Raw genomic sequence first — 22691 nt, forward strand, 5'->3', positions numbered from 1 at the left:
CCATGACAGTCGCGACCTATTTTGACGAAATGTCCTACGGCCCCGCGCCCGAGGCCGATACCGAAGTCCGCGATTGGCTGGCTCGCCACAAGTCGAGTTTTGGCCACTTCATCAACGGCGCCTTCGTGCCTTCTACGTCGGGGAAGACATTCGACACGTTCGAGCCCGCCACCGGCAAGCGCCTTGCCAAACTCGCCGTTGGCGACAAGGCGGACGTCGACAAGGCGGTCGCCGCAGCCCGCAAGGCACAAGTTTCCTGGGCAAGGCTGCCCGGTCACCTTCGTGCTCGCCACCTCTACGCGCTTGCCCGGATGATCCAGCGGCACGCCCGCCTGATCGCAGTGGTCGAAGCCATAGACAACGGCAAGCCGATCCGCGAGACGCGCGATATCGATGTGCCGCTCGCCGCTCGCCACTTTTATCATCATGCGGGATGGGCGCAGATCAAGGACACTGAATTTGCGGATCACGTTCCGGTTGGCGTCGTCGGCCAGATCATTCCCTGGAACTTCCCCTTTCTCATGCTCGCATGGAAGATTGCCCCCGCGCTGGCGCTCGGCAATACGGTTGTTCTTAAGCCTGCCGAATTTACCTCGCTGACCGCCTTGCTTTTCGCGGAGCTAGCAGCGGCGGCCGGCCTTCCAGCGGGCGTTCTCAATATTGTCACCGGTGAGGGTGAAACCGGTGCGCTGATCGTAGATCATAGCGACATCGACAAGATTGCCTTTACCGGATCGACGGAAGTCGGCCGCATCATTCGCGAGCGCACGGCGGGCAGCGGCAAATCGCTTACCCTCGAACTTGGCGGCAAATCACCCTTCATCGTGTTTGATGATGCCGACGTCGATGGTGCGGTCGAAGGTGTCGTCGATGCGATCTGGTTCAACCAGGGTCAGGTATGCTGCGCCGGATCGAGGCTCCTCGTCCAGGAAGGCATCGCCAGGCTGTTCCATGACCGGCTGAAGCGCCGCATGCAGACGCTGCGGGTCGGTCTCCCGCTCGACAAGGCGATAGACATGGGCGCCATCGTTGCGCCAGTGCAACTCAGCCGCATTGAAGCGCTGGTGAAGAAGGGCCTAGCCGAAGGCGCAGAACTGCACCAGGCGCAGATCGAAATCCCGAAGGGTGGAAGTTTCTACCCGCCGACGCTTCTGAGCGGCGTGCAACCCACCTCGATCGTTGCGACCGAAGAGATCTTCGGGCCGGTTGCCGTGTCCATGACGTTTCGCACGCCCGAGGAAGCGGTCCAACTCGCCAATCATTCGCGCTATGGTCTTTCCGCCAGCGTGTGGAGCGAGACGATCGGCCTTGCGCTCAACGTCGCGGCCAAGCTTGCGGCCGGCGTCGTCTGGGTCAATGCGACGAACCTGTTTGATGCCGCGGTCGGCTTTGGCGGCAAGCGCGAATCCGGCTTTGGACGTGAGGGCGGGCGCGAAGGCTGCTACGAATATCTGAAGCCCAAAGCGTGGATCGGCCGCAAGGCGCGCGTTCTACCGAATTTGCCCGAGCTCAAGCCTGTAGTCGGGGATTTTTCCGCGCCGGCGATCGACCGGACGGCCAAGCTCTTCATCGGCGGCAAGCAAGCGCGGCCGGACGGCAATTATTCGCGCGCCGTGATCTCGCCCAAAGGAAAGGTGATCGGGGAGGTCGGCGACGGCAACCGCAAGGATATTCGCAACGCCGTTGTCGCCGCGCAGGCGGCTTCCGCCTGGTCGAGCGCGACGACGCACAATCGCGCGCAGATCCTCTATTACATCGCCGAAAACCTTTCCGGACGCGCCGACGAATTTGCCGCGCGGATTGCCGCCATGACCGGGTCTTCCGCAGCGGCGGCGAGGGCGGAGGTGGACGCCTCTATCGCACGGCTCTTTACCTATGGCGCCTGGGCGGACAAGTTCGAGGGCGCGGTGCATGCTCCGCCCCTGCGAGGTGTGGCCTTGGCAATGCCGGAACCATTGGGCGTAGCTGGGGTCATATGCCCGCCCGAAGCTCCGCTACTCGGTTTTGTCAGCCTCGTTGCGCCGCTTGTCGCCATGGGCAACCGCGTGGTTGCGGTGCCGAGTGAGGCCTACCCGCTCGCCGCGACTGATTTCTACTCGATCCTCGAGACGTCGGATGTGCCAGCGGGTGTCATCAACATCGTGACCGGATCGTCAATCGAACTCGCCAAGACCCTTGCAGCTCACAACGATGTTGATGCTGTTTGGGCGTTTGGCAGCGATGAACTATCCGCCATGGTCGAGAAACTATCTGTGGGCAACCTCAAGCTGACATTCGTCGATTACGGCAAGGCCACCGATTGGAACGATCGCGCCGCCGGCGAAGGCACGCTTTTCCTGCGCCGCGCCGTCGATGTAAAGAATATCTGGATTCCTTACGGCGAATAGGAATAGTCAGAGACCCAAGGCCCTGCAACTCTGGAGGAATTTCATGCTCAAGAATATCGACCCGGCGCTCAATGCGGACGTTCTCCACGCGTTGCGGTCCATGGGTCACGCCGACACGCTGGTGATTTCAGATACAAACTTTCCCTCCGACGCCATCGCTCGGCAAACGACGTTGGGCAAGCTCCTGCGTATCGACAATGTTTCCGCTGCTCGCGCGATAAAGGCTATTTTGTCGGTGATGCCGCTGGATACGCCGATTCAGCCGTCGGTCGGTCGCATGGAAGTCATGGGTGCGCCGGGCGAAGTGCCGCCGGTCCAGCGTGAAGTGCAAGCTGAGGTCGATGCGGCGGAAGGCAAGGCCTCGCCCATGTATGGCATCGAGCGCTTTGCCTTCTACGAGGAAGCAAAGAAGGCCTATTGCGTGATTACCACCGGGGAGACCCGCTTCTACGGGTGCTTTATGCTCACCAAGGGTGTCATTCCGCCCGAGACAGCCTGACAAGCAATCGCCGCCGGCGCCGAGGCACTGGCGGCGATGAACTGTTTTCCCAGAGGGTTTTAAGCCTGCGGCTGCTTTGTCTTGCGCAGGTAGGGCAGAACCCGTTCGAACTCACCGAAGCGCTCCTTCGCCTCTTCGTCCGAAACGGCGGCCGTGATGATCACGTCTTCTCCCTGTTGCCACTGCGCCGGCGTCGCCACCTTGTGCTTGGCTGTCAGCTGGATACTGTCGATCGCGCGCAGGATCTCGTCGAAGTTCCGGCCGGTCGTCATCGGATAGGTAATCGTCAGTTTGATCTTCTTGTCCGGTCCGATCACGAATACGGAGCGCACGGTTGCATTGTCTGCTGGCGTGCGGCCTTCGGATGTATCGCCTGCTTCAGCCGGCAACATGTCGTAGAGCTTCGCGACCTTGAGCTCCTTATCGCCGATTAACGGATAGTCGACCTCGTGGCCCGTCGCCGACTTGATGTCAGCCTTCCACTTGGCGTGGCTTTCGACAGGATCGACAGAAATACCGATGATCTTGGCGTTGCGCTTGGCAAATTCAGGAGCAAGGCCAGCCATGTAGCCGAGTTCCGTCGTGCAGACCGGCGTAAAATTCTTGGGATGGCTGAACAGCACGGCGTAGCTATCCTTGATCCAGTCATGAAAATGGATCTCGCCCTGCGTCGTGTCAGCGGTAAAATCCGGTGCGGTATCATTGATACGTAGGCCCATTGTCGTTCTCCCAGTCCGATGACGGTTGAAACCAACGCGATTGCTTACAGGCGACGCGTGGCCCGGCGTTGGATTGGAGCGAAATCTAGCACGGCCCATTGGCGCTGAACAATCACCGGCTCCAATATCTTTGGTATGGGGCCGGCAAAGTAGGGTCACGCGTTATTGATCGGCGAAGTCGAACTGCCGCTTTCGCGCCACGATTTTTTCACTCGCCTGACATGCAGCGCAACTATGATTCGAGACACAGGTGATGCGAGACAGATCGGCAAGCAAGATGAACACATCAGCAAATCGATGGACGCCGCATTGGGCAATTCACCCGGGCCAGCATCTCCTTGAGTGCATCCAATCCCGCGGCCTGTCCGTGGAAGACTTTGCCGACCGAGCGGACCTGCCCGCAACCACGCTTGATGCCATCATCGCGGGACGGCATCCCATAACCTACGACATCGCCCTTCGGATCGAACGCTCCTTCGGCATCATGCCGGACTTCTGGTTCCTTTTGCAGTCCAAATGGCACCGTCAGCAGGAAACCATGAAGACGCCTGCATAGGGTGGTTGCCAGGATCATTGCCTTATTTGGGTGCGTGCGCCTCGACAACCTTCTTGCAGGCCGGCGATAGTTGGTCCAACTGCTTTGCTAGGCACTCGAAAATACGTCCACCACCAGGCGCTACGCCGCTACAGTATTTCTGATAGTCCGGCATGCATGCTTCCCGCTCGGCAGCTGTCTGTGCCGCTGCCATGCCGCCGGAAAGTCCAATGCCGATCGCAAGTAAACCAAAGACCAACCGCATCACAACCTCCCAAAATATGCCGCTGAAGATCTATCCTCCGATTGCGGAATAACGTAGCATCCGACTGGATTTCCCTGCAACCAACGTCAATCGGGGAGTTTGATGGCAGGTCTATTGGGGTTGCATGCCCGCAGGCGCGAAGACAATGCATATCGCCCGCAAAGACAGCTGGGCGGAGACCCAAATTCAATATTTGCGGCCATTTTGAGAGCCGTGCCCCGCAAGAGAATGGTCCTCTCCGCTGCTTTGCTTACCGGCGCTTTCGCACTCGCCGCCTGCAGCGAACAGAATACCTACGAGCCGCCGCCGCCGCCAAAAGTTGATGTGGCCCTACCGGTCAAGCAAAATGTGACGCCCTATCTTGAAACGACCGGCACCACGGCCTCCATCAATTCGACGGCTCTGGTCGCCCGCGTTCAGGGGTTCATCCAATCGATCAACTACCGGGATGGCGATGCGGTGAAGGCCGGGACGGTGCTTTTTGTCATCGAACCGGAGCCTTACCAGCTGGCGCTCGATCAAGCGAACGCTGCCAAGGCATCCGCCGACGCGGCGCTGAAGCAATCCCAAGCAGAATTTGAGCGCCAGAAGGCCCTCGTCGCCAAAACCTTCGCCACCCAGCAGGATCTCGAAAAAGCCGAAGCCGCCCGTGACGCCAATATTGCCGCCCAGCAGCAGGCGACAGCCAGCATTCAGCAGGCCGAACTCAATCTGAGCTATACGCAGGTCAAGGCGCCCTTCGATGGTGTCGTCACCGCGCGGCTCGTTTCGGTGGGAGAACTTGTTGGCCCCAATAATGTATCGACCCTCGCCAGCATCGTGCAGTTCAACCCGATTTATGTCGACTTCAACGTCAGTGAAAAGGAGGTCTTGCGTGTTCGCGCGACAATGCAGAAGCGCGGAGTGACGACGCAGGATCTGAAGAAGATACCGGTCGAGATCGGCCTGCAAACCGAGAAAGGCTACCCTCACGTCGGAGCCCTCGACTACGCCGCTCCGATAATAACGGCGAATACCGGCCAGCTTGCCGTACGCGGTGTGTTTGACAACGAGAATCGCCAATTGCTGCCAGGCTATTTCGTGCGTGTGCGCGTCCCGCTTTTCGAGGAGCCGGACCGGCTGCTCGTACCTGACCGCGCCGTCGGCAGCGATCAAAGCGGGCGTTATGTGCTCATTGCAGGCAAGGATGATATCGTGGAACAGCGCACGGTTCAGCTCGGCCAGCTTGTTGGCGAGTTGCGTGTCGTCAGTTCCGGCGTCACCGCCGATGACCGCATCGTTGTCTCCGGCCTGTTGACGGCGATTCCCGGCCAGAAGATCGAACCGCATATGACTGTTCTCACCGCCACCGCTGCTGACGGCGTGACGCAATGATCTCCAAATTTTTCATCGAGCGTCCAGTCCTTGCCAATGTCATCGCCATTCTCATGGTGGTCATCGGTTTCGTGTCGCTTTACCGGCTGCCGATTGCGCAATATCCCAACGTCGTGCCGCCAACTGTGCAAGTGACGACCCGCTATCCCGGCGCGAGCGCCCGTACCCTGATCGATACGGTGGCGTTGCCCATCGAACAGCAGGTCAACGGCGTCGAGGGCATGCTCTACATGCAGTCCTATTCCGCGTCCGATGGCAGCTATACGCTGACGGTCACCTTTGCGATCGGCACCGATCTCGATGCGGCGCAGGTTCTGGTGCAGAACCGGGTTTCGGCGGCGCTTGCCGCTCTGCCGCAGTCGGTGCAGGTACAGGGTGTAAACGTACAGAAGAAATCGACGTCGATCCTTGAAATCGTAACCCTGACGTCGCCTGACGATCGCTTCGACAGTCTCTATCTCAGCAACTATGCCACGATCCGTCTGAAGGACGAGCTCGCGCGTGTCCCCGGCGTCGGCAATGTCAGCGTCTTCGGCGCAGGCCAGTACTCCATGCGCATCTGGCTCGACGCCAACAAGATGCGGGCACGCAGCCTGACCGCGCAGGATGTAATCCAGGCGCTGCAACAGCAAAGCACGCAGGTGACCGCAGGGCAGGTCGGCATCCCGCCGGTGCCGGCGGACCAGTCGTTTCAATATACGATCAATGTTGAAAGCCGCCTCAGCGATCCCGAGCAGTTCGGCGCGGTAATCGTAAAGACCGGCACCAATGGGGACTTCACCCGCGTTCGCGACATCGGCCGCGTCGAACTCGGCGCACAGACCTATGGTCAGTACTTCAAGCTCGACGGCAAGCAGGCCGCGGGCCTTGCAATCTTTCTGTCGCCCGGTGCCAACGCACTGAACGTCGCCAAGCTTGTCAGCGATCGCATGAAGGCGCTCGCCGCCGAATTCCCGCAAGGCGTCACCTATTCGATACCGTTTGATACCACCACGTTCGTCAGCCAGGCGATCAACGAGGTCTACAAGACGCTGTTTGAGGCGGCTCTGCTGGTGCTGATCGTCATTCTCGTCTTTCTCCAGGATTGGCGCGCCATGCTCGTGCCGGCGACGACCGTTCCGGTGACGATCATCGGCGCCTTCGCGGCGATGGCGGCCATGGGTTTTTCCGTCAACCTGTCGACACTGTTCGCGATCGTGCTTGCCATCGGCATTGTGGTCGATGACGCCATCGTGGTTGTCGAAGGCGCGGCCCACAATATCGAGCAAGGCATGTCGGGGCACGATGCGGCGATCAGTGCCATGGATCTGCTGTTCGGACCGATCGTCGGCATTACCCTCGTGCTGATGGCCGTGTTCCTGCCCGCTTCGTTTCTGCCAGGCATCACCGGACAGATCTTCTCTCAGTTCGCGCTGGTTATCGCGGCGACGGCGTTGATCAGCGCGATCAATGCCGTAACCCTCAAGCCGACCCAATGCGCCCTGTGGCTGCGGCCGACCGTGCCAATGGAAAAGCGCAATGTGTTCTATCGCGGCTTCAACGCCGTCTACCAGCGCGTCGAAAACGCCTATATCCGGCTGATCGGATCAATGGTCAGCCGCGCCGGGCTCATGGCAATCATCGCCTTGGCGATCATCGGCGCGGCGGGTTACGGATTGACGCGCGCCTCGACGAGCTTCCTGCCCATCGAGGACCAGGGCTATCTGCTGGCAGCGGTCCAGCTTCCTGATGGCGCGGCGCTGGGGCGGACGCAAAAGGTTCTGGAGGATGTCGGGAAGGTCGCCAAGGAGACACCAGGGGTGAAGCAGGTCATCACCATTGCCGGCATGTCAGCCCTCGACAATAGTTCCACCCTCGCCAATGCCGGCCTCGCCTACATCATGCTCAATGATTGGAGCCAGCGCGGGAAGGGTAAAGACCTCGGATCGCTCTACCAAAAGCTGAATGCAAGTCTCGCCACCAATCCGGAGGCCCGCATCATCGTGCTGCCGCCACCGCCGATCCAGGGCATCGGCAATGCGGGCGGCTTTACGATGCAGGTCGAAGTCCGTGACGGGAGCTTCGATCTCGCTAAATTGCAGAGCGTGACGAATACCATGGTCGCTGCTGCGGAAGCGCAATCCGGTATCCAGCGTGCAAGCGCGCCGTTCCGGGCAACCGTGCCGCAATACGATGTCCAGATCAATCGCGAGAAGGTGGAGACGCTGCTGCTCACCGCCGATCAGGTGTTCGATACGCTCGCGAGCTATCTCGGCTCCAGCTATGTCGACCAGTTCAACAAATTCGGCCGTGTCTTCCAGATCTATGTTCAGGGTGATGCGCAGTTCCGCTTGGCGCCCGACGACATCAACAACCTCACCGTGCGCAACAAGAATGGCGACATGATCCCGCTCGGCACTGTCCTGACCATTACGCCAAGCGTCGGTCCTTCGCTGATCAGCCTCTATAACCTTTATCCGTCCGCCTCGATCACGGGCGTTCCCGAAGCCAATTTTTCCTCGGGACAGGCAATGAACCTTATGGAACAGATTGCCGAGAAGACCATGCCGCCGGGCTTCGGTTTCGATTGGACCGCGCTCTCATTCCAGGAAAAGATTGTCGGCAACCAGATGTATCTGGTCTTCGCGCTTGCCCTCCTTTTGGTGTATCTCGTTCTGGCCGGCCAATATGAGAGCTGGATCGCGCCGGTTTCCGTCCTGCTCGCGGCCCCGATGTCGCTCGTCGGACCGGTTGGAGTACTGCTTGGCGCGAACACGCCCATCAATCTCTATGTCCAAATCGGCTTGATCCTGCTCATCGCGCTTTCCGCTAAAAATGCCATCCTGATTGTCGAAATGGCGCGGGAATTGCGGGCCTCAGGGAAATCGATTACCGAATCCGCCATCGAAGCGGCGAGGTCCCGCTTCAGGCCTATCCTAATGACATCGTTTGCCTTTATTCTCGGCGTGGCGCCGCTCGTCGTGGCGACGGGTGCTGGTGCCAGTGCGCGCAAATCGATCGGCATCACCGTGTTCAGCGGCATGATCGCTTCGACCTGCCTTGCAGTGCTGTTCGTGCCATCATTCTTCGTCATTATGCAGCGTTTCGAGGAGTGGCGCTCAGCGCGCAAGCAGCCAGCCAAGGCGCCGATGGCCGAGGCCAAATAGTGGGCGAAAAGCGCGCTCGCCCAAACATCTGACTTAACCCAAAGGGATGACACGACTCTTGACGGGGTGACATGGTAACCTTCCGCCTTTGGTGAAGGGGGTGCCATGACGTGGATGCGTGGTGCCGCGATCGTGGCGTTGAGCCTCTCGCTGTTAAGCCCGAGGCCTCTTATTGCTGCTGAAGCAATTGGCGAAGCGGTCCGGATCAAGACCGAAGTAACCGGCGCGGGCGGGACGTTGGCCGTTACCGATCCCGTACATCGCAACGAGAAGATCAGCACGTCCCCGGACGGCCTCGGCCAGTTCGTGTTCAAGGACGGCACCAAGCTTGCGGTGGGGTGGGGTTCGTCCGTTACCCTCGACAAATTTGTCTTCGATGATTCCGACACGGTCAAGAGGCTCTCGATCAAGGCCGCGAAAGGGACTTTCCGCTGGATCAGCGGCAGCTCGAAATCGTCCGCTTATGAGATACTCACGCCCGCCGGCACGATTGGCGTCCGCGGCACGGCGTTCGACTTCTATATCGATCGCGATGGCACTACTGCCGTCGTGCTGCTTAGCGGCGCAGTCGGATTTTGCGGCCCGGGTGGATGCCGGCAACTGACAAAGCGCTGCGACTGCGTTGTCGCGAAACCCAATGGCCGTATGACGAACCCCGGCCGCGTCAACCAGAGCATCTTCAAGACGCTGGGCAATAACCGCGCCCTGCCATTCCTCTCCGGCACTCAGCAACTTTCGACCGGCTTCGGAAGGTTTGTAACTGGTTGCGGGCTTTCCAAGGCTGTGTCGGACCCTGCCCAGACCGCACCCGAAAGAAACAGGCCCGAGCGACCGACGCCAGCGGCTCCCGCTCCACCGGCGCCCACGCCGGTGGCACAGAACGACCCGGATCCGCCGGCACCGCCGAGCCCACCGGCTGCTCCGACCCCGCAGGCGGAACCGCCCGATACGCCAACCGTGCCGGATAAGCCGGACGAACCCGATAAGCCCGACAAGCCCGACAAGGGGCATCATCACGGCAAACATGATCGCCATGACCATGATCGCGACGACGATCATCATGACGGCGATCGCAGGGGCCGTGGCGGCTGGGATGGTGGCGGTCGACACCAACGTTAGTCGAACTGTTCTCGCCGGCACCGGCTATCTTGAATGGCCGTTGCCTTTGCGCCTCGGCTCATCGAGATAATGTTGGGATCTGCGTGTTATGCGGCCGTAAAATTCCGGCAGCCCAACGCCCAAATCCGCAGCTTTCGACTTGGCGGCATTGACCATTCTGCGGCTGGTTGTCGACTGCGCGCGCATTGCCGCGATAAGTTGCCGGTGAATGGTCTGCAATTCGGCGAATTTCGCCGACGTCGAGACTTGCTCATTACCGACCACGGCAAAGAGTTTCGTCCGCGTGCTCTTGCCCTTTAGCGCAAGGTCGCCGACTTCCAGCAATGCGTAGTCCGGCAGGAGACGCGCGGTGTTGTTGGACACGAGAATATCGAAGCCCACATCCTTGCACGACGATTCGATACGCGCCGCGACATTGACAGCATCGCCGACCGCCGAATAATTGAAACGTGCCTCGGCCCCCATATTGCCGACGCAGGCGATGCCGGTGTGAATGCCGATGCCAATGCCTACGGGTTGTCCCTCGCCGAATCCAAACGCGTCGCGGGCGTTGAGCTTAACGAGTGTCTCGCGCATGCCGAGCGCCGCCTGCACTGCCTTGCGGCCATGGTCGGCGACATCAACGGGTGCATTCCAGAACGCCATGATCGAGTCGCCGATGAACTTGTCGAGCGTTCCCTCATTGGCAATGACATGCTGGCTCAAGGCATCGAGAAGCGTATTCAGGAAGCCGACGAGAGCGGTCGGTTCGAGGCGCTCGCTGATTTCGGTAAAATTCCGCACATCGACGAACATCACGGTGAGTTCACGATCATCCCCGCCAAGCTGCAAGGCATTGCGCGTGTGCTCGATGCGATAAAGCAGTGAAGGCGAAAGATAGTGACCGAAGGCCTTGCGAACCTCCCGCCGTTCCCGATCAGTCACCAGAAAGCGGAATGCCGTCGCCCCGAAATGGGTGACCGACCAGCCGACGATCGGGGCGAGAGGGTCAAACAGCAGTCCAGCATAGTAGAAGGCGAGCCAGGATGCGGCGAGGCCGAGCGCGGTGATCAGCAAGCCGCAGGCGAGCGCGAAGGCGGGACTGATAAAGGTTGTGACAAGGACAAGGAAGGTACCGCCGACGGCGACGGCGAGGATCTCGAGGCCGTTGGCCCAATCCGGCCGTGACAGGAACTTGCCGGATAGAATCTGTTCGACCGTCTGCGCATGCAGCGAAACGCCCGGAACATTCTGTCCGAGCGCGGTGGCGCGAATATCCTGCAATCCCGCCGCTGATGTTCCAACGAAGACGATACTGCCTTCGATGGCGGAGGCGAGTTCGGGCGAGTTGCCTTCCGCGCCAAGTACGCGCCGAGCCGAGATATAACGTCCGGCTCGGTCTGGGGTAACATAGAGCCACAATTCACCTGCGGCGGTGACGGGCACCGCAAACTCGCCGATCTTCACCTGTGTTATCGTGTCGGGGACATCGGGCGCATCGGCGAGAACATAGGTCGAGGCGCCCTGTGCGACGCGAAGCGCCTCGATAGCAAGATTGGGGTAAAGCTGCTCGCCGTCGCTCAGAAACAGCGGAACCGTCCGCACGACCGATGTGGAACTGCCGGGATTGAGGCTGATATGGCCAAGGCCGGCGGCGTTTGCCTCAAGTTGCGGTCGCAGCGGCGTCGCCGACTTGATACGGGGTGGGGCGCCGAATGGGCTTTCTCCGGTAAACGCAAATCCCGCCTTTACGGGCGGGCGGTAGCTTCCTTCATTCGACAGTCCAAAGCCCAACACGACCGGCTTTCCCAGAACGGCGTTGGCGAAAATCGCATCATTGTCGGGAAACTTGCCGAGGAGCGCGGGATCGATACCCTTCACATCGCGAACCACGTTGCTCGGAGACAGGCGATCCGGTTCGGCAAAAAGAATATCGAAGGCGATTGCCGAGGCGCCAAGATCGTTCAGCTTGTCGACAAGGGCAGCGATCCGGTCGCGCGGCCAGGGCCATTGTCCGTATTCGAGCAGTGATGCCTCATCGATATCGATCACCTTCACCGGCATGGGTTCGAAGGCGCGCGGCAGGATGCGTTGATATTCATCGAAGGTGACGTCGCGGGCAAGCTTCAGGATGGGTGGATCACCGGCCCGGAGGATGGTGAGTACCGCCACGAAGGCAAGGCCGATAATTACCCCCAATTGCTGCGCGCGTGTCATGACCGCATTTGCCAGCCCTCCCTGGCAACGCATCGACGGCAATTGCGCTGTCGCCCCTTGCACCGCCAGGAAATGGCATGCTGCCCGTTTCTTTGGCTCTATGCAATCGCTTCAACCCAATGGGATGGGCGCGCTCTTGTCCCGCCGAGCGTTCAACTATGGAGGCGACGGTCAGCGGCTTCGTTGGTATTCGATACCCGATCCCGTGGCTGGCCGAGCACACCCGTGCGCTTCACGGGAACAGCATGCCTTCGACAGCAATGATTGCTGATCACGCGCTGAGATCGTGCGGCGGTTCGAACCGTTGGAAGCGGTTGCGGCCAGCAGCCTTTGCTGCGTAGAGCGCGATATCTGCCCGCTTGAACACGTCCGATGGTAAGCCCGCATCGACGAGGGCGATGCCGACCGAGGCACCAAGTCGCAGCGTCCTTCCATCATGCTCGATCGGCTGGCTCAGCGCTTCGACGATAATGCGTGCAAGGTCCTCGGGCGCATCCCTGCCTTGCGATGGCTTTGTAAGAACGGCGAACTCGTCGCCGCCGATACGTGCGACGATCTCGGCGGCGCGGCAAGCATGTGCCAGGCGGTGTGCCACTTCCTTCAGACAATCGTCACCGACCGCGTGCCCGAGCGTGTCATTGACTTTCTTGAAACCGTCGAGATCGATCAGGAGCAACGCACCCGCATCGGTCATCTCGCCATGTTGCTTGCACATCTGCGCAAGTTTCGCCTGGAATTGGGTCCGGTTGGCAAGGCCGGTCATCGGATCGTATTCGGCGAGATAGCGGGTCTGATCGAGGAGCAGCTTTTGCTCGGTGATGTCCTGCTTCATGCCAAAGATGCGCACGGGCTCATTGTCGGAGCATTCCACGGTAGCGGTAATGCGCATCCAGCGGTGATTGCCCTTTGCCGTGACGATTTCGGCTTCCATGGTGAATCCGCTATGCTCTTCGACGGCACGGCTGCGGCGCCGAATGAGTTCGCGCGCGGATTCCGCAGAATAGAACGACATGATCTCGTTTCGATCGAGCGGCGAGCCCCGTGGCAGATCAAAGATATCGTAGACGACGTCGGTCCAACGCAGCGTTTCATCGGGAAGGCTGCACTCCCAGATGCCGATCCGGGCTGCCGCCGCCGATTGATCGAATATTCTTTGGCTGTGAGCGAGCGCGGCTGCCTGCTGGCGGATGCGCGACTCCATGGCATCAAGCTCTGCCTTTATACGCGACGCGGTTTCGGCATCATCGCGCCGACCAAGGGACGCGATCATTTCGGCTACCAGATCGGCAAGTTGGCGTGTCTTCGCGCTGGATACACTGCGCGCAGGCGTATTTGACATGTTGAGCTCAATTTGAAACTGCGAGTGCGGCACATGCAACAGTTGCGTTATAGCGATTAAGACTTTCTATATGAAGACGGCTACAGTCATGGTTGCCTTGCGCTTTGTGATCGCTACGGTAAATGAATTGATCGGCATGGTGAGGATCAAGGAATCTATCAAGGTGTAACGGTGCACCTACGGGTTGAATTTTTCACTCTAAAGTTGAATTGTGTTATTGGGCACCCTTATATTAGAGCTGTTTCAATTGATAAAAACTGTACTGCGATAAACACTGTTCGAAGCTTTTGTGGGGTAGGGGAAACTCATTGACCAAACGCATAGACGCCAAGCTCAAGGTCATTCTATTGGGCGGATCATCCAATGTGGGCAAATCAACCATTGGGGATGTGCTTGCGGGCAAGCTTGGCTGGCGCTGCGTTTCAACCGACAGCCTCGCCAAACATCCAGGCAGGCCATGGCCCAAGCGGAAGGAAAAGGTTCCAAATCACGTTTCGGAACATTACCTCAATTTGCAAGCCGACGAATTACTAGAGTCTGTGATCCTTCATCACAGGCGCATGTCGCCGCTCGTTGCGGAATTTATCTGGTCGATACTCAAGGGCGCCAATGACGAGAGGACTGTGCTCGAAGGCTCCGCTCTCTGGCCGTTTATCACGGCGGGTCACCGCCTGAAGGAAATCGGCGCCGTCTGGCTAACGGCAAGCGCGGAGACGTTGAGGTCGCGCATCCATGAAAGCAGCGGTTACCAGAATGCCGACGAACGAAGCCGCGCGATGATTGCAAGTTTTCTGGAGCGAACCATCCTCTTCGACCAGAAGACCACCGAACTTGTCAGGGAGCATGGCTGCAGGGTGCTCGATACGGATCAGTTCGCAACGACCGACGACATTGTTGGCGAGATCATCAGTCAGTTCCCTTCCCAATCGAAGCGATAACTACGAGTTTGCTTCACGGACGTCGAGTTCCTGCAGCAAGTTTCCGAGTGGTTGCGGGCGGTGGAACAGGAAGCCCTGTCCAAAGCCGATGCCGAGCGAGCGCAAGATGCCGACAGCGCCGGTGTCTTCGATATGCTCGGCAACCACATCGACCCCGAGTTCGCGCGCAACGCTGCCGATCGACCGGACAACCGCCTGATTGAGCCGGCTGTTGGAGAGCTTCTCGATGAAGGCACCATCGATCTTGATGCTGTCGACATCAAAGTGGTGCAGATAGCCGAAGGAACTGAGGCCCGCGCCAAAATCGTCGAGACTGATGCGGCAGCCGGCAGCCCGGGCTTCCTTGACGAAATTTTCGGCCGCCTCGTAATTGTTGACAGCGGTCGTTTCCGTGATCTCGAAGATCAGGCGCGAGGGCGAGACGTTTGTACGTTCCGTGGTCGTCTTGATAAACGACCACAAAGTCGGATCACTGATCGTGTTGGCTGAAAGGTTGAGCGCGATCGCAACCTTATCGGTGGCCATCAGCCGCTTGCCATATTGCTCCAGCGTGTGTTCGATGATCCAGCGGTCAACGATACCCATCAGGCCGAAGCGCTCCGCCGCCGGGATGAACTCCGCAGGGGCAATCAACGTGCCGTCCGGAGCGCGCATGCGCGACAGGATTTCGATGTAGACCGTATTTTCGGTCGTATCGGAAATCTCCCTGATCTCCTGGCCGTAGATTTCCAGCCGTCCTTCCGCCAGCGCCTCGAGAATGCCCGATGCAGCCTGGACGCTTGCGAGGTTCTCCTTCGCTGCGCCAGTGTTTTCATCGTAAATCGCTGTGCGGTTGCGCCCTTCCGCCTTGGCAGCGTAGCAGGCAGCGTCCGCCCGCGCGACTGCCTCGTTAAGTGTGAGGTTGGGGTCGTCGAGAAATGCGATACCGACACTCGCGCCGATTTCCTGCAGTTTCCCGTCCCATTCGAGGCGCACCTTGCGGATCTCTTCGATCAGGCGCTCGGCAATTGCCTTTGTGTCCTCGGGGTTGGCCGAGGGCAGGACCGCGGCGAACTCATCACCGCCCAGACGGCCGATGACGGCGTCATGCGGGAGAACGCTGTTCATGCTCGCAGTTGCAAGCTTCAGCAGCGCATCGCCAGCCGCGTGGCCGAGGGTGTCGTTCACCATCTTGAAGCGGTCAAGGTCGATGTAGAGCAGCGCGTGTCGCCGGTCGGGGCTGGCAAGTATCGAGGCGGTGGCCACTTCGAATGCACGCCGATTGAGAAGCCCGGTCAAGGTATCGTGGGTCGCCGCGTGCGAGAGTTCACGTTGCAAATTGCGCGCGTTGGTGACGTCCTGAACGACGAGCACCGAGCCGGTGACCGCGCCGGCTGAATTGAAAATCGGCGATGCAAGGTCACGTATCGAGCGGCGTTCGCCATCGCTTCGGACGACGACCGCGTTTTCGACGCGATCGACCGTCGATCTGTTCTCCATCGCTCGCATCGTCGACGACGTCAAAACATGGTCGCTAACTTCGTCAACGAGGCGAAGGGCGCCGCTCACCGGGGCGCCGATCAGTTCGCTGGCAGATCGCAGCAACAGCCGTTCAGCGGCAGGGTTGGCAAAGGTGATGATATCGTCGACATTCGTTGTCAGCACCGCGTCGCCGATCGATTGCAGCGTGACGCGATAAAGGTCCTTCTCGCGCGCCAGTGCCTCGGCGCTGTGGACCTGCTCGGTAATATCCCAGATGCTGCCCATCAGCATCTCCGGCATGCCTTCGCGCTTAACGAGGCGGGCAAGAGCATATACGTGGCGCACCTCGCCGTCGGGCTTGACGATGCGATAGCTCGTCTTCATGGGAATACCGGTCTTGAAGGTCGCCTCGACCGCCTGTTCCGCTATCGCCGCGTCTTCCGGATGCAGGAGACGGTGCCAGGTGGCGCGAGGGACCTCGTCGGTGCCCGACCCGATGCCGAATATTTCGCGCATCCGCCGGTCCCAAAGCACTGTTTCGGTCTCGATGTTGAAATGCCACAGGCCAATCTGGCCCGCGTCCAGCGCCAGTTCAACGCGCTGGTTCAGCAGCGCCAGCTGATGTTCGGCATTCTTCTGGTCGGTAATATCCGTCTGAACGCCTATCATGCGGGTAGGCTTTCCGTCCGCATCCCACTCAACCACGCGGCCGCGATCGAGCACCCAGACCCAATGGCCGTCCTTGTGGCGCAGCCGGAACTCCGTTTCGATCTGCGGAATTTCGCCGGCAATATGCCGCTGTCCACTCTCGATGGCGCGCTGCTTGTCGTCCGGGTGGATAAGCGTCAGCCAAAGATCGCCGCTGTCACCAAGTTCGTCCTCCCGGTAGCCGAGCATCCTTTTCCAGGTGGAGGAATAGTAGCACTGGCCGGTGACAAGATTGGAATCCCATACGCCCAGACCCGCCGATTCCAGGGCGAAGCTCCAGCGATTTGCCTCGGCGCTGTCGGCAGACTGATTGGGCCTTGTATGGAGGCGCATGTTGCGTACATCGGTCATGGCGGGAAGCTAGCATGGAAAGCAGGAAAATACAGTTAATGCCACCATACATCCTTTAGTCTATGTGCGATGCACAAAAACCCTTATTGCAATGCAGCAAAATTGGGCTATTGTGACTGTACTGGGAGGAGCAAATCGTTGCTGAGGGTGACAACATGCTCCAAATCGTAATCCTGATCTGCGCGACCAGTCTTTCGCCAGCCGAGTGCCAGACCAACACGGCTCTCGATGTGATCATCGGCCCGCAGGCAAACAATCCCATGATGTGTGGATTGCAGGGCCAGGCCTTCATCGCAAGAACTGCCATCGTCGGGCGGTCCCCGAACGAATATGTAAAGATCCGCTGCTCGCCGCCAAAATCCACGAAGGCGGCTGCTATCGAGCGCCTTTAGGGTTTCTATTGCTGGCCGCAGGCCTGCATCTGCGCGCCATAACTATAGGCCATCTCCGCCGTGCTGCGCGCGACCTTTTGCATGTTTGCATTGGTCTTCCAGTCGCCCCGGGCAAAGGCGTTGTGGCCGAAATAGTAGGCGAGATAGAGGTGATAGGCATCGTTGAGCTCGATGCCGTTCTTCTCGTGGCTTTGACTATGGTACCAGCCGACGAAATTCACGGCATCGGCAAAACTATTCCTGTCGGCCATGAACTTTCCGGTCTCGTTCTTGTACCGTGCCCAGGTGCCGTCGAGGGCCTGGGAATAGCCATAGGCGCTTGACGGCCGTTTCCAGGGAATGAAACCCAGCAGCTTGGTGCGGGGTGGGCGCGAATAGGCGTTATATCCGGATTCCTTGCGGATCGTCGCCATCAGGATCGGAACCGGCACACCATATTCCCGCTCTGTCTTCTTGGCTGCATCGTACCAGTTGTCAAACCAGCCATCCTTCTGGTCGAAGACGGAGCAGACATCGTTGATGCGGCTCGGCGCGGTCGCGCAACCGGCAAAGATGAGCAACAAGCCAATTGCCGCCGATGGAAAAAGGATGGTTCGCCGCATGCCTGTCCTATACGGCGCAAAGGTTAAGAGTTTTTTGCCATGAGGCCCCAAGCTTCGGCGTAGATGGCCGGGCTGAACAGAACCGCTTCTATTTACATGGGAAACGCTTTAGGATGGCATCCGGGAACTTCGATATCTGCCTGCACATGATGATCTGACATCTTGAATGGAGTCGGAGGCGTGAATTGGTGCTTTCGTTCTTTGATATTTTCCGGAACGAACTCGATGTTGTGAATTACCGCCGACGCACCATCCAGGATGGAGCGGTCGCACGCGCAAGATCGCTTACCCGCCGGGGCAGTACCGACCTATTTCTTCCCGATGTCGAAGTGCCATTCGCGGAAAATCCGCATTTCCTGACCCCGCGCACCGATGCTGCTCTCGCCGAGAGCGAGGTTCCCGGGCGAGAGACAACCCGGACCGTTCCCGGAAGCAATCTTGTCGGCCTTGCGCTTTCCGGCGGCGGCATACGTTCAGCGTCCTTTTCGCTTGGAGTGCTCCAGGGTCTCGACTCCCTGTCGAAGCACAATGAGCCGCGGGTGATCGATGCCATCGATTACGTTTCTGCTGTATCCGGCGGCGGTTACATCGGCACGTCGCTTGTTGCCGGTTTGATGCAGGAAAATGCAACGTTCCCCTTCGACAGCCGCCTTGATGAACAGGAAGCGCCCGAGACGCAGCATCTGCGCGACTATTCGAACTTTCTCACCGCCAATGGCGGCATCGATTACCTCGTCAGCTTCGCGCTGATTTTGCGCGGGATACTCGTCAATGCCGTCATCGTTCTGCCGGTGCTACTGCTCCTTGCGGCCCTGACCGTTGCGATTTATCCGCGACCCGACCTCTACAAGTCTTTCACATTGACGCTGATACTGGCCGGTCTCACGGCGGTCTTCATGGTGGCAAGCGCCATCTACATTTCCTTCAGGCCAGGCACCCTGCGATCGAGGGAGATCCTCGGGCAGGGCATCGGCTTGCTCGTTGTCCTCGTTCTGGTCGCGGCCGTGTTCCAGGCCCAACCCTATATCCTTGCGGCAATTATGTCGCGCGCTGGTGGTCCTGCGAATATGGATATGACTTGGCTTTCACGGCTGTTTGCGTTGCTGACATCCGTCGCCACGGTGCTCATTGCCGCATCCCAGAAGCTCGCCAATGTGGCGAAGGCGTCAATAGGGGAGGCGACGTGGACTGCCAGTCTCAAAAAATATGCAAGCCGCATTGCCCTCTATGTGGCGGCAATCATCGTCCCGCTTTTGCTTTGGCTGGTTTATATCGGCTTGAGTTACTGGGCGATCCAGAACTATTCCGGCAATCGCTGCGCCGCCGGCACGGCCGACTGGATGCGATGGCTCACTCTGTGCGATTTTAGCTCGCTGGCAATCTATCTCGTGGTCGCGCTGGCTATTGTCGTGGTCACCCTCTTCATCGGGCCCAACGCAAACTCCCTGCACAAGCTCTACCGTGACCGCCTGAGCCGCGCTTTCCTGTTCGAGCGGGCGCAGATGGGCACCCACAATGCGCCAAGCGATGTGGATACCTGGAAGTTCTCATCGTTGAAACCGCGCGCGGAAGCGACGGGAAGTTGGCTGCCGTCGGCCGCCTATGCGCCATACCTTTTGACAAATACAGCGATCAATCTCGAAGCCTCCGAAGACCTCAACAAGCGCGGGCGCAACGGCGACACCTTTATCTTCAGCCCGTTGCATGTCGGCAGCTGGTGGACGGGATATGTCCCGACGACGCGGATGGAAGCCATCGTGCCGGATTTCAGCCTGGCGACGGCAATGGCAGTCTCGGGTGCCGCCGCCTCGGCGAATATGGGCCGAAATACCATCAAGGTCCTGACATTCAGCCTGTCGCTCCTCAATATCCGCCTTGGATATTGGCTGGCAAATCCGGCGCGGCTCGACGACTTTCATTCCTGGCGCAATCGCTGGAAGGCTAAACTCGGCACCTGGTTCTTTGCCATGGAGACCCTCGGAAAGCTCAACGAGAAGCGCCTCAACGTCTATCTGACCGACGGCGGGCACATCGAGAATCTCGGCATCTATGAACTGCTGCGCCGGCGCTGCAAAGTCATTGTTGCGGTTGATGCTGAAGCGGACCCCAATATGACGTTCTCTGCCCTGGTCAACCTCGAGGTCATGGCGCGCATCGACCTCGGGATCCGCATCGAACTGCCATGGCAAGCACTGCAGTCCAGCGCAACCGGCGTCACGGCGACGGCGCTCTATGGCCCGAACGGACTTCCCGGCAAGCTTGGGCCACACGCCGTGATCGGTCAGATACGCTACGATGACGGCCAGGGCATCCTTATCTATATCAAGGCCTCGCTGAGCGGTGACGAGAACGATTATGTTCTCGACTACAAGCGCCATAACCCGGCCTTTCCACACGAAACGACGGTCGATCAATTTTTCAGCGAGGAGCAATTTGAAGCTTATCGGTCGCTCGGCTTCCACGCCACGCGAGGATTATTTGCCGGCGCCGATGATTTTGCCAAGCCACGATCGCCTTCGGCCGAATGGGAAGCGGAGGTTTCGTCCGCCCTCCAATTGCTCAACATTCCCTACGATATGCGAACTGCGATCCTTGGGCACATTGCCGAACAGCGAAATCGCGAGGGCGAGGGATAGCGCGTCAACGAAGTTGTGCGGCCTCCAAAAATTGGGCTAATCCCTATGGGTGAGAAACGCTTAAGTTCATCCGAAGAGATTGCAAGTCATTCAAAGAATGCTATGATCCGTAAAGGGTTTCCGCTCGATAAAAGACAGCATTTATTGACAGTCGTGTAAGACAAGTTCTGCCGAAAATACGATCTGTAATGTAAAGTCATGACTCTTGGTCGGGGCGCTTGCCTCGCTGGTGAGTATTTGTTGTGCAGGAGGAAGTCCTGCGCAGCCGGAGAGCGCTCGCAATGAGGATCTACGAGGCGTTGGTGAAGGGCCTGGAGAGCGTTGGCGTCGGCGCTGCGTTCGGCGGCGCCGGCGAGAACGCTGCCCAGCTGATGCTGGCGCTCAAACATTCCAAGACGATCCGGCCGGTGATCACGCGTCACGAACAGGCCGCAGCCTTCATGGCATGCGGCTACGCCATGTATTCGCGCCGCCTCGGCGTCTGTTTTGCCACGGCGGGCCCCGGCGCCTTCAATCTCTTTTCAGGGCTCGCCGTCGCCATGTCGGATTCCTATCCGATCCTCGCGATTTCGGGTTATTCGTCGCTGGAATGGAAAGGCAAGGGCGCGTTGAACGAGACGTCCGGTGTCAGCCGGACACCCGACTCCCATGCGATGTTTGTGGCGACCACCAAGAAGTCGTTTCTCCTTGAGGATGCGGCCAAGGCTTGCGACGTGCTGGAGGAGGCTGTCAACGTCGCCTTTGACGGCCGTCCGGGGCCTGTTCATATCCACGTGCCGGAAAATCTGACCCATAAGGGCGTTTCCGTTGCCAACTATCGCGACGTCGATTTGCAGATCAAGCCGGTTGTGCCCGAGACGGCAAGGGTCGAGACGGTCGCGGAAATTCTGATCGCCGCTTTGGCAAAAGGCGAGAAAGTACTCGCGCTCATCGGTTTCGGCGCAATTTTGAGCGACGCCGGCGAGCCCCTGCTTCGCCTACTCGAACGCTACCAAATCCCGTTCGTGACGACGCTCGACGGGAAAGGGATTATCGACGAGAGCCACCCTTTGGCGATCGGCGTTTTCTGCGACAGCGGTCACAAAGCGGCGCGGGAAGCATTCAAGCAGGCGCAGATCATTCTCGCGATCGGCAACTCCTTTGCCCAGCATGCGACGTTCAATTTCCGCAAGGACCTTCTCAAGGGCAAGAAACTCATTCACTTGAATATTGATGGCGGCGAAGTGGACAAGGTCTACAAGGCGGATGCGGCGATTATTGGCGATGCAAAGCTTGCAATAACGGCGCTTTACGACCGCATGTCGGCCGAACTAGAGCCGCTGCCGAAACGAAGCTTCCCCCGCTACGACTATCGATCCGACAAGATTCACGATCTGGTGGGCAAGATTCATCCGGGCCAGCTCGCCCAGGCCCTCTCACGCCGCCTGCCTGACGACGCCATCGTGCTTGCAGATGCCGGCGCGCATCTCACCTGGCTCGGATATTATCTCGAACTCAAGTCGCACCAGCGGTTTCGCAAGCCGGGCGGCTTCGGTCCCATGGCGGGCAGCGTCAATGGCGCGCTCGGCGTCAAATGTGCTCATCCCGACCGCACCGTCATCGTCGGCTGCGGCGACGGCTGCTACCTGCTTTCCGGCTTCGAATTACTGACGGCGGTCCAGTATAACCTTCCAGTGATCTGGATCATCTTCAATGACAACCAGTTCAAATTGATCAAGATTTACCAGTTATCGACCTATGGCGAATCCGGTCTCGTCGAATTCGAAAATCCGGACTACGTCGCCTATGCCAAGGCGTGTGGTGCGCAAGGTTTCCGGGTCGAAACGGTCAGCGAGTTTGAATCGGCCTTGGACAAGGCGCTTGCCCTCAACAAGCCGGTGCTTATCGACGCCCATATCTCGCGCATGGAACTGCCGAAATACAGCTCATCGCCCGAGGGAACGCTCGCCGGATTGGTCGAGCGACTGGGAGAGAGGGTTCGTGCGCACTAAAAGCGCGAAAAAAGTCGCATATTTTCTGATGTA

Annotated in this window: 16 protein-coding genes; 10 read left to right on the forward strand and 6 right to left on the reverse strand. The window is 59.1% G+C overall.

The features are described 5' to 3' along the window. The first annotated feature begins 2 nt into the window (after window positions 1-2). Both BM074_RS20065 and BM074_RS20070 read left to right on the forward strand, forming a co-directional pair. Entirely contained in the window at window positions 3-2387 is a 2385-nt protein-coding gene (locus BM074_RS20065; protein WP_091924631.1) for an aldehyde dehydrogenase family protein, read from the forward strand. Window positions 2388-2430: 43 nt separating this feature from the next. Beyond that, a complete protein-coding gene (locus tag BM074_RS20070) occupies window positions 2431-2886 on the forward strand; it encodes an RbsD/FucU family protein (RefSeq protein ID WP_027232934.1) in 456 nt (151 codons plus the stop codon). Between the two features lie 59 nt (window positions 2887-2945). On the opposite strand, the gene BM074_RS20075 is transcribed toward BM074_RS20070, so the two are convergent. Then, the gene (locus BM074_RS20075) at window positions 2946-3605 is read right to left on the reverse strand and encodes a peroxiredoxin (RefSeq protein ID WP_027232933.1); all 660 of its coding nucleotides are present in this window, start codon (window positions 3603-3605) and stop codon (window positions 2946-2948) included. 277 nt (window positions 3606-3882) lie between these two features. Here BM074_RS20075 and BM074_RS20080 point away from each other — a divergent pair, with 277 nt between their 5' ends. Beyond that, window positions 3883-4161: a HigA family addiction module antitoxin gene (locus BM074_RS20080; RefSeq protein ID WP_051615273.1), complete on the forward strand. Its 279-nt coding sequence runs from the start codon at window positions 3883-3885 to the stop codon at window positions 4159-4161. A 22-nt stretch (window positions 4162-4183) separates the two neighbouring features. Here BM074_RS20080 and BM074_RS20085 read toward each other — a convergent pair whose 3' ends face one another. Then, window positions 4184-4405, reverse strand: a complete 222-nt coding sequence (locus BM074_RS20085; RefSeq protein WP_081815964.1) for a cysteine rich repeat-containing protein — start codon at window positions 4403-4405, stop codon at window positions 4184-4186. Between the two features lie 228 nt (window positions 4406-4633). Here BM074_RS20085 and BM074_RS20090 point away from each other — a divergent pair, with 228 nt between their 5' ends. From BM074_RS20090 to BM074_RS20100, 3 genes are all read left to right on the forward strand, one after another. Then, window positions 4634-5779, forward strand: a complete 1146-nt coding sequence (locus BM074_RS20090; RefSeq protein WP_091924634.1) for an efflux RND transporter periplasmic adaptor subunit — start codon at window positions 4634-4636, stop codon at window positions 5777-5779. After that, a complete protein-coding gene (locus tag BM074_RS20095; RefSeq protein WP_091924637.1) occupies window positions 5776-8925 on the forward strand; it encodes an efflux RND transporter permease subunit in 3150 nt (1049 codons plus the stop codon). Before BM074_RS20090 ends, BM074_RS20095 begins: the two co-directional genes overlap by 4 nt. A 105-nt stretch (window positions 8926-9030) precedes the next feature. Further along, window positions 9031-10044 carry a FecR family protein gene (locus tag BM074_RS20100; protein ID WP_091924639.1) on the forward strand — a complete coding sequence of 338 codons (1014 nt, stop codon included), beginning with the start codon at window positions 9031-9033 and terminating at the stop codon, window positions 10042-10044. 24 nt (window positions 10045-10068) lie between these two features. Here the strand turns inward: BM074_RS20100 and BM074_RS20105 are convergent, their stop codons facing one another. Continuing rightward, window positions 10069-12240, reverse strand: a complete 2172-nt coding sequence (locus tag BM074_RS20105; protein WP_091924642.1) for a CHASE2 domain-containing protein — start codon at window positions 12238-12240, stop codon at window positions 10069-10071. A gap of 271 nt (window positions 12241-12511) precedes the next feature. Continuing rightward, on the reverse strand, window positions 12512-13579 hold the full coding sequence (locus BM074_RS20110) for a diguanylate cyclase domain-containing protein (protein WP_081815962.1): 1068 nt from the start codon (window positions 13577-13579) through the stop codon (window positions 12512-12514). A 308-nt stretch (window positions 13580-13887) separates the two neighbouring features. On the opposite strand from BM074_RS20110, the gene BM074_RS20115 reads away from it, so the two are divergent. Beyond that, on the forward strand, window positions 13888-14517 hold the full coding sequence (locus tag BM074_RS20115) for a P-loop NTPase family protein (protein ID WP_027232928.1): 630 nt from the start codon (window positions 13888-13890) through the stop codon (window positions 14515-14517). Here BM074_RS20115 and BM074_RS20120 read toward each other — a convergent pair whose 3' ends face one another. After that, on the reverse strand, window positions 14518-17037 hold the full coding sequence (locus BM074_RS20120; protein WP_091924645.1) for an EAL domain-containing protein: 2520 nt from the start codon (window positions 17035-17037) through the stop codon (window positions 14518-14520). Between the two features lie 155 nt (window positions 17038-17192). On the opposite strand from BM074_RS20120, the gene BM074_RS20125 reads away from it, so the two are divergent. Further along, window positions 17193-17429: a hypothetical protein gene (locus BM074_RS20125; RefSeq protein ID WP_027232927.1), complete on the forward strand. Its 237-nt coding sequence runs from the start codon at window positions 17193-17195 to the stop codon at window positions 17427-17429. A gap of 5 nt (window positions 17430-17434) precedes the next feature. On the opposite strand, the gene BM074_RS20130 is transcribed toward BM074_RS20125, so the two are convergent. Continuing rightward, window positions 17435-18031 carry a transglycosylase SLT domain-containing protein gene (locus BM074_RS20130; RefSeq protein ID WP_027232926.1) on the reverse strand — a complete coding sequence of 199 codons (597 nt, stop codon included), beginning with the start codon at window positions 18029-18031 and terminating at the stop codon, window positions 17435-17437. A 188-nt stretch (window positions 18032-18219) separates the two neighbouring features. Between BM074_RS20130 and BM074_RS20135 the strand changes: the two genes are divergently transcribed. Both BM074_RS20135 and BM074_RS20140 read left to right on the forward strand, forming a co-directional pair. Next, a complete protein-coding gene (locus BM074_RS20135; protein WP_175499080.1) occupies window positions 18220-20667 on the forward strand; it encodes a patatin-like phospholipase family protein in 2448 nt (815 codons plus the stop codon). A 281-nt stretch (window positions 20668-20948) separates the two neighbouring features. Further along, a complete protein-coding gene (locus tag BM074_RS20140) occupies window positions 20949-22658 on the forward strand; it encodes a thiamine pyrophosphate-binding protein (protein WP_091924650.1) in 1710 nt (569 codons plus the stop codon). The last annotated feature ends 33 nt before the right edge of the window (window positions 22659-22691 follow it).

It is taken from the genome of Phyllobacterium sp. CL33Tsu, assembly GCF_900113985.1.
GTDB lineage: Bacteria > Pseudomonadota > Alphaproteobacteria > Rhizobiales > Rhizobiaceae > Phyllobacterium > Phyllobacterium pellucidum.

Excerpts from the sequence above, each read along its gene's own strand:
- BM074_RS20090 (WP_091924634.1), top strand. The coding sequence starts at position 4,634 with ATGGTCCTCTCCGCTGCTTTGCTTACCGGCGCTTTCGCACTCGCCGCC.
- BM074_RS20085 (WP_081815964.1), bottom strand. The coding sequence starts at position 4,405 with ATGCGGTTGGTCTTTGGTTTACTTGCGATCGGCATTGGACTTTCCGGC.
- BM074_RS20065 (WP_091924631.1), top strand. The coding sequence starts at position 3 with ATGACAGTCGCGACCTATTTTGACGAAATGTCCTACGGCCCCGCGCCC.
- BM074_RS20070 (WP_027232934.1), top strand. The coding sequence starts at position 2,431 with ATGCTCAAGAATATCGACCCGGCGCTCAATGCGGACGTTCTCCACGCG.
- BM074_RS20095 (WP_091924637.1), top strand. The coding sequence starts at position 5,776 with ATGATCTCCAAATTTTTCATCGAGCGTCCAGTCCTTGCCAATGTCATC.
- BM074_RS20080 (WP_051615273.1), top strand. The coding sequence starts at position 3,883 with ATGAACACATCAGCAAATCGATGGACGCCGCATTGGGCAATTCACCCG.
- BM074_RS20130 (WP_027232926.1), bottom strand. The coding sequence starts at position 18,031 with ATGCGGCGAACCATCCTTTTTCCATCGGCGGCAATTGGCTTGTTGCTC.
- BM074_RS20140 (WP_091924650.1), top strand. The coding sequence starts at position 20,949 with ATGAGGATCTACGAGGCGTTGGTGAAGGGCCTGGAGAGCGTTGGCGTC.
- BM074_RS20105 (WP_091924642.1), bottom strand. The coding sequence starts at position 12,240 with ATGACACGCGCGCAGCAATTGGGGGTAATTATCGGCCTTGCCTTCGTG.
- BM074_RS20075 (WP_027232933.1), bottom strand. The coding sequence starts at position 3,605 with ATGGGCCTACGTATCAATGATACCGCACCGGATTTTACCGCTGACACG.
- BM074_RS20110 (WP_081815962.1), bottom strand. The coding sequence starts at position 13,579 with ATGTCAAATACGCCTGCGCGCAGTGTATCCAGCGCGAAGACACGCCAA.
- BM074_RS20120 (WP_091924645.1), bottom strand. The coding sequence starts at position 17,037 with ATGACCGATGTACGCAACATGCGCCTCCATACAAGGCCCAATCAGTCT.
- BM074_RS20125 (WP_027232927.1), top strand. The coding sequence starts at position 17,193 with ATGCTCCAAATCGTAATCCTGATCTGCGCGACCAGTCTTTCGCCAGCC.
- BM074_RS20100 (WP_091924639.1), top strand. The coding sequence starts at position 9,031 with ATGACGTGGATGCGTGGTGCCGCGATCGTGGCGTTGAGCCTCTCGCTG.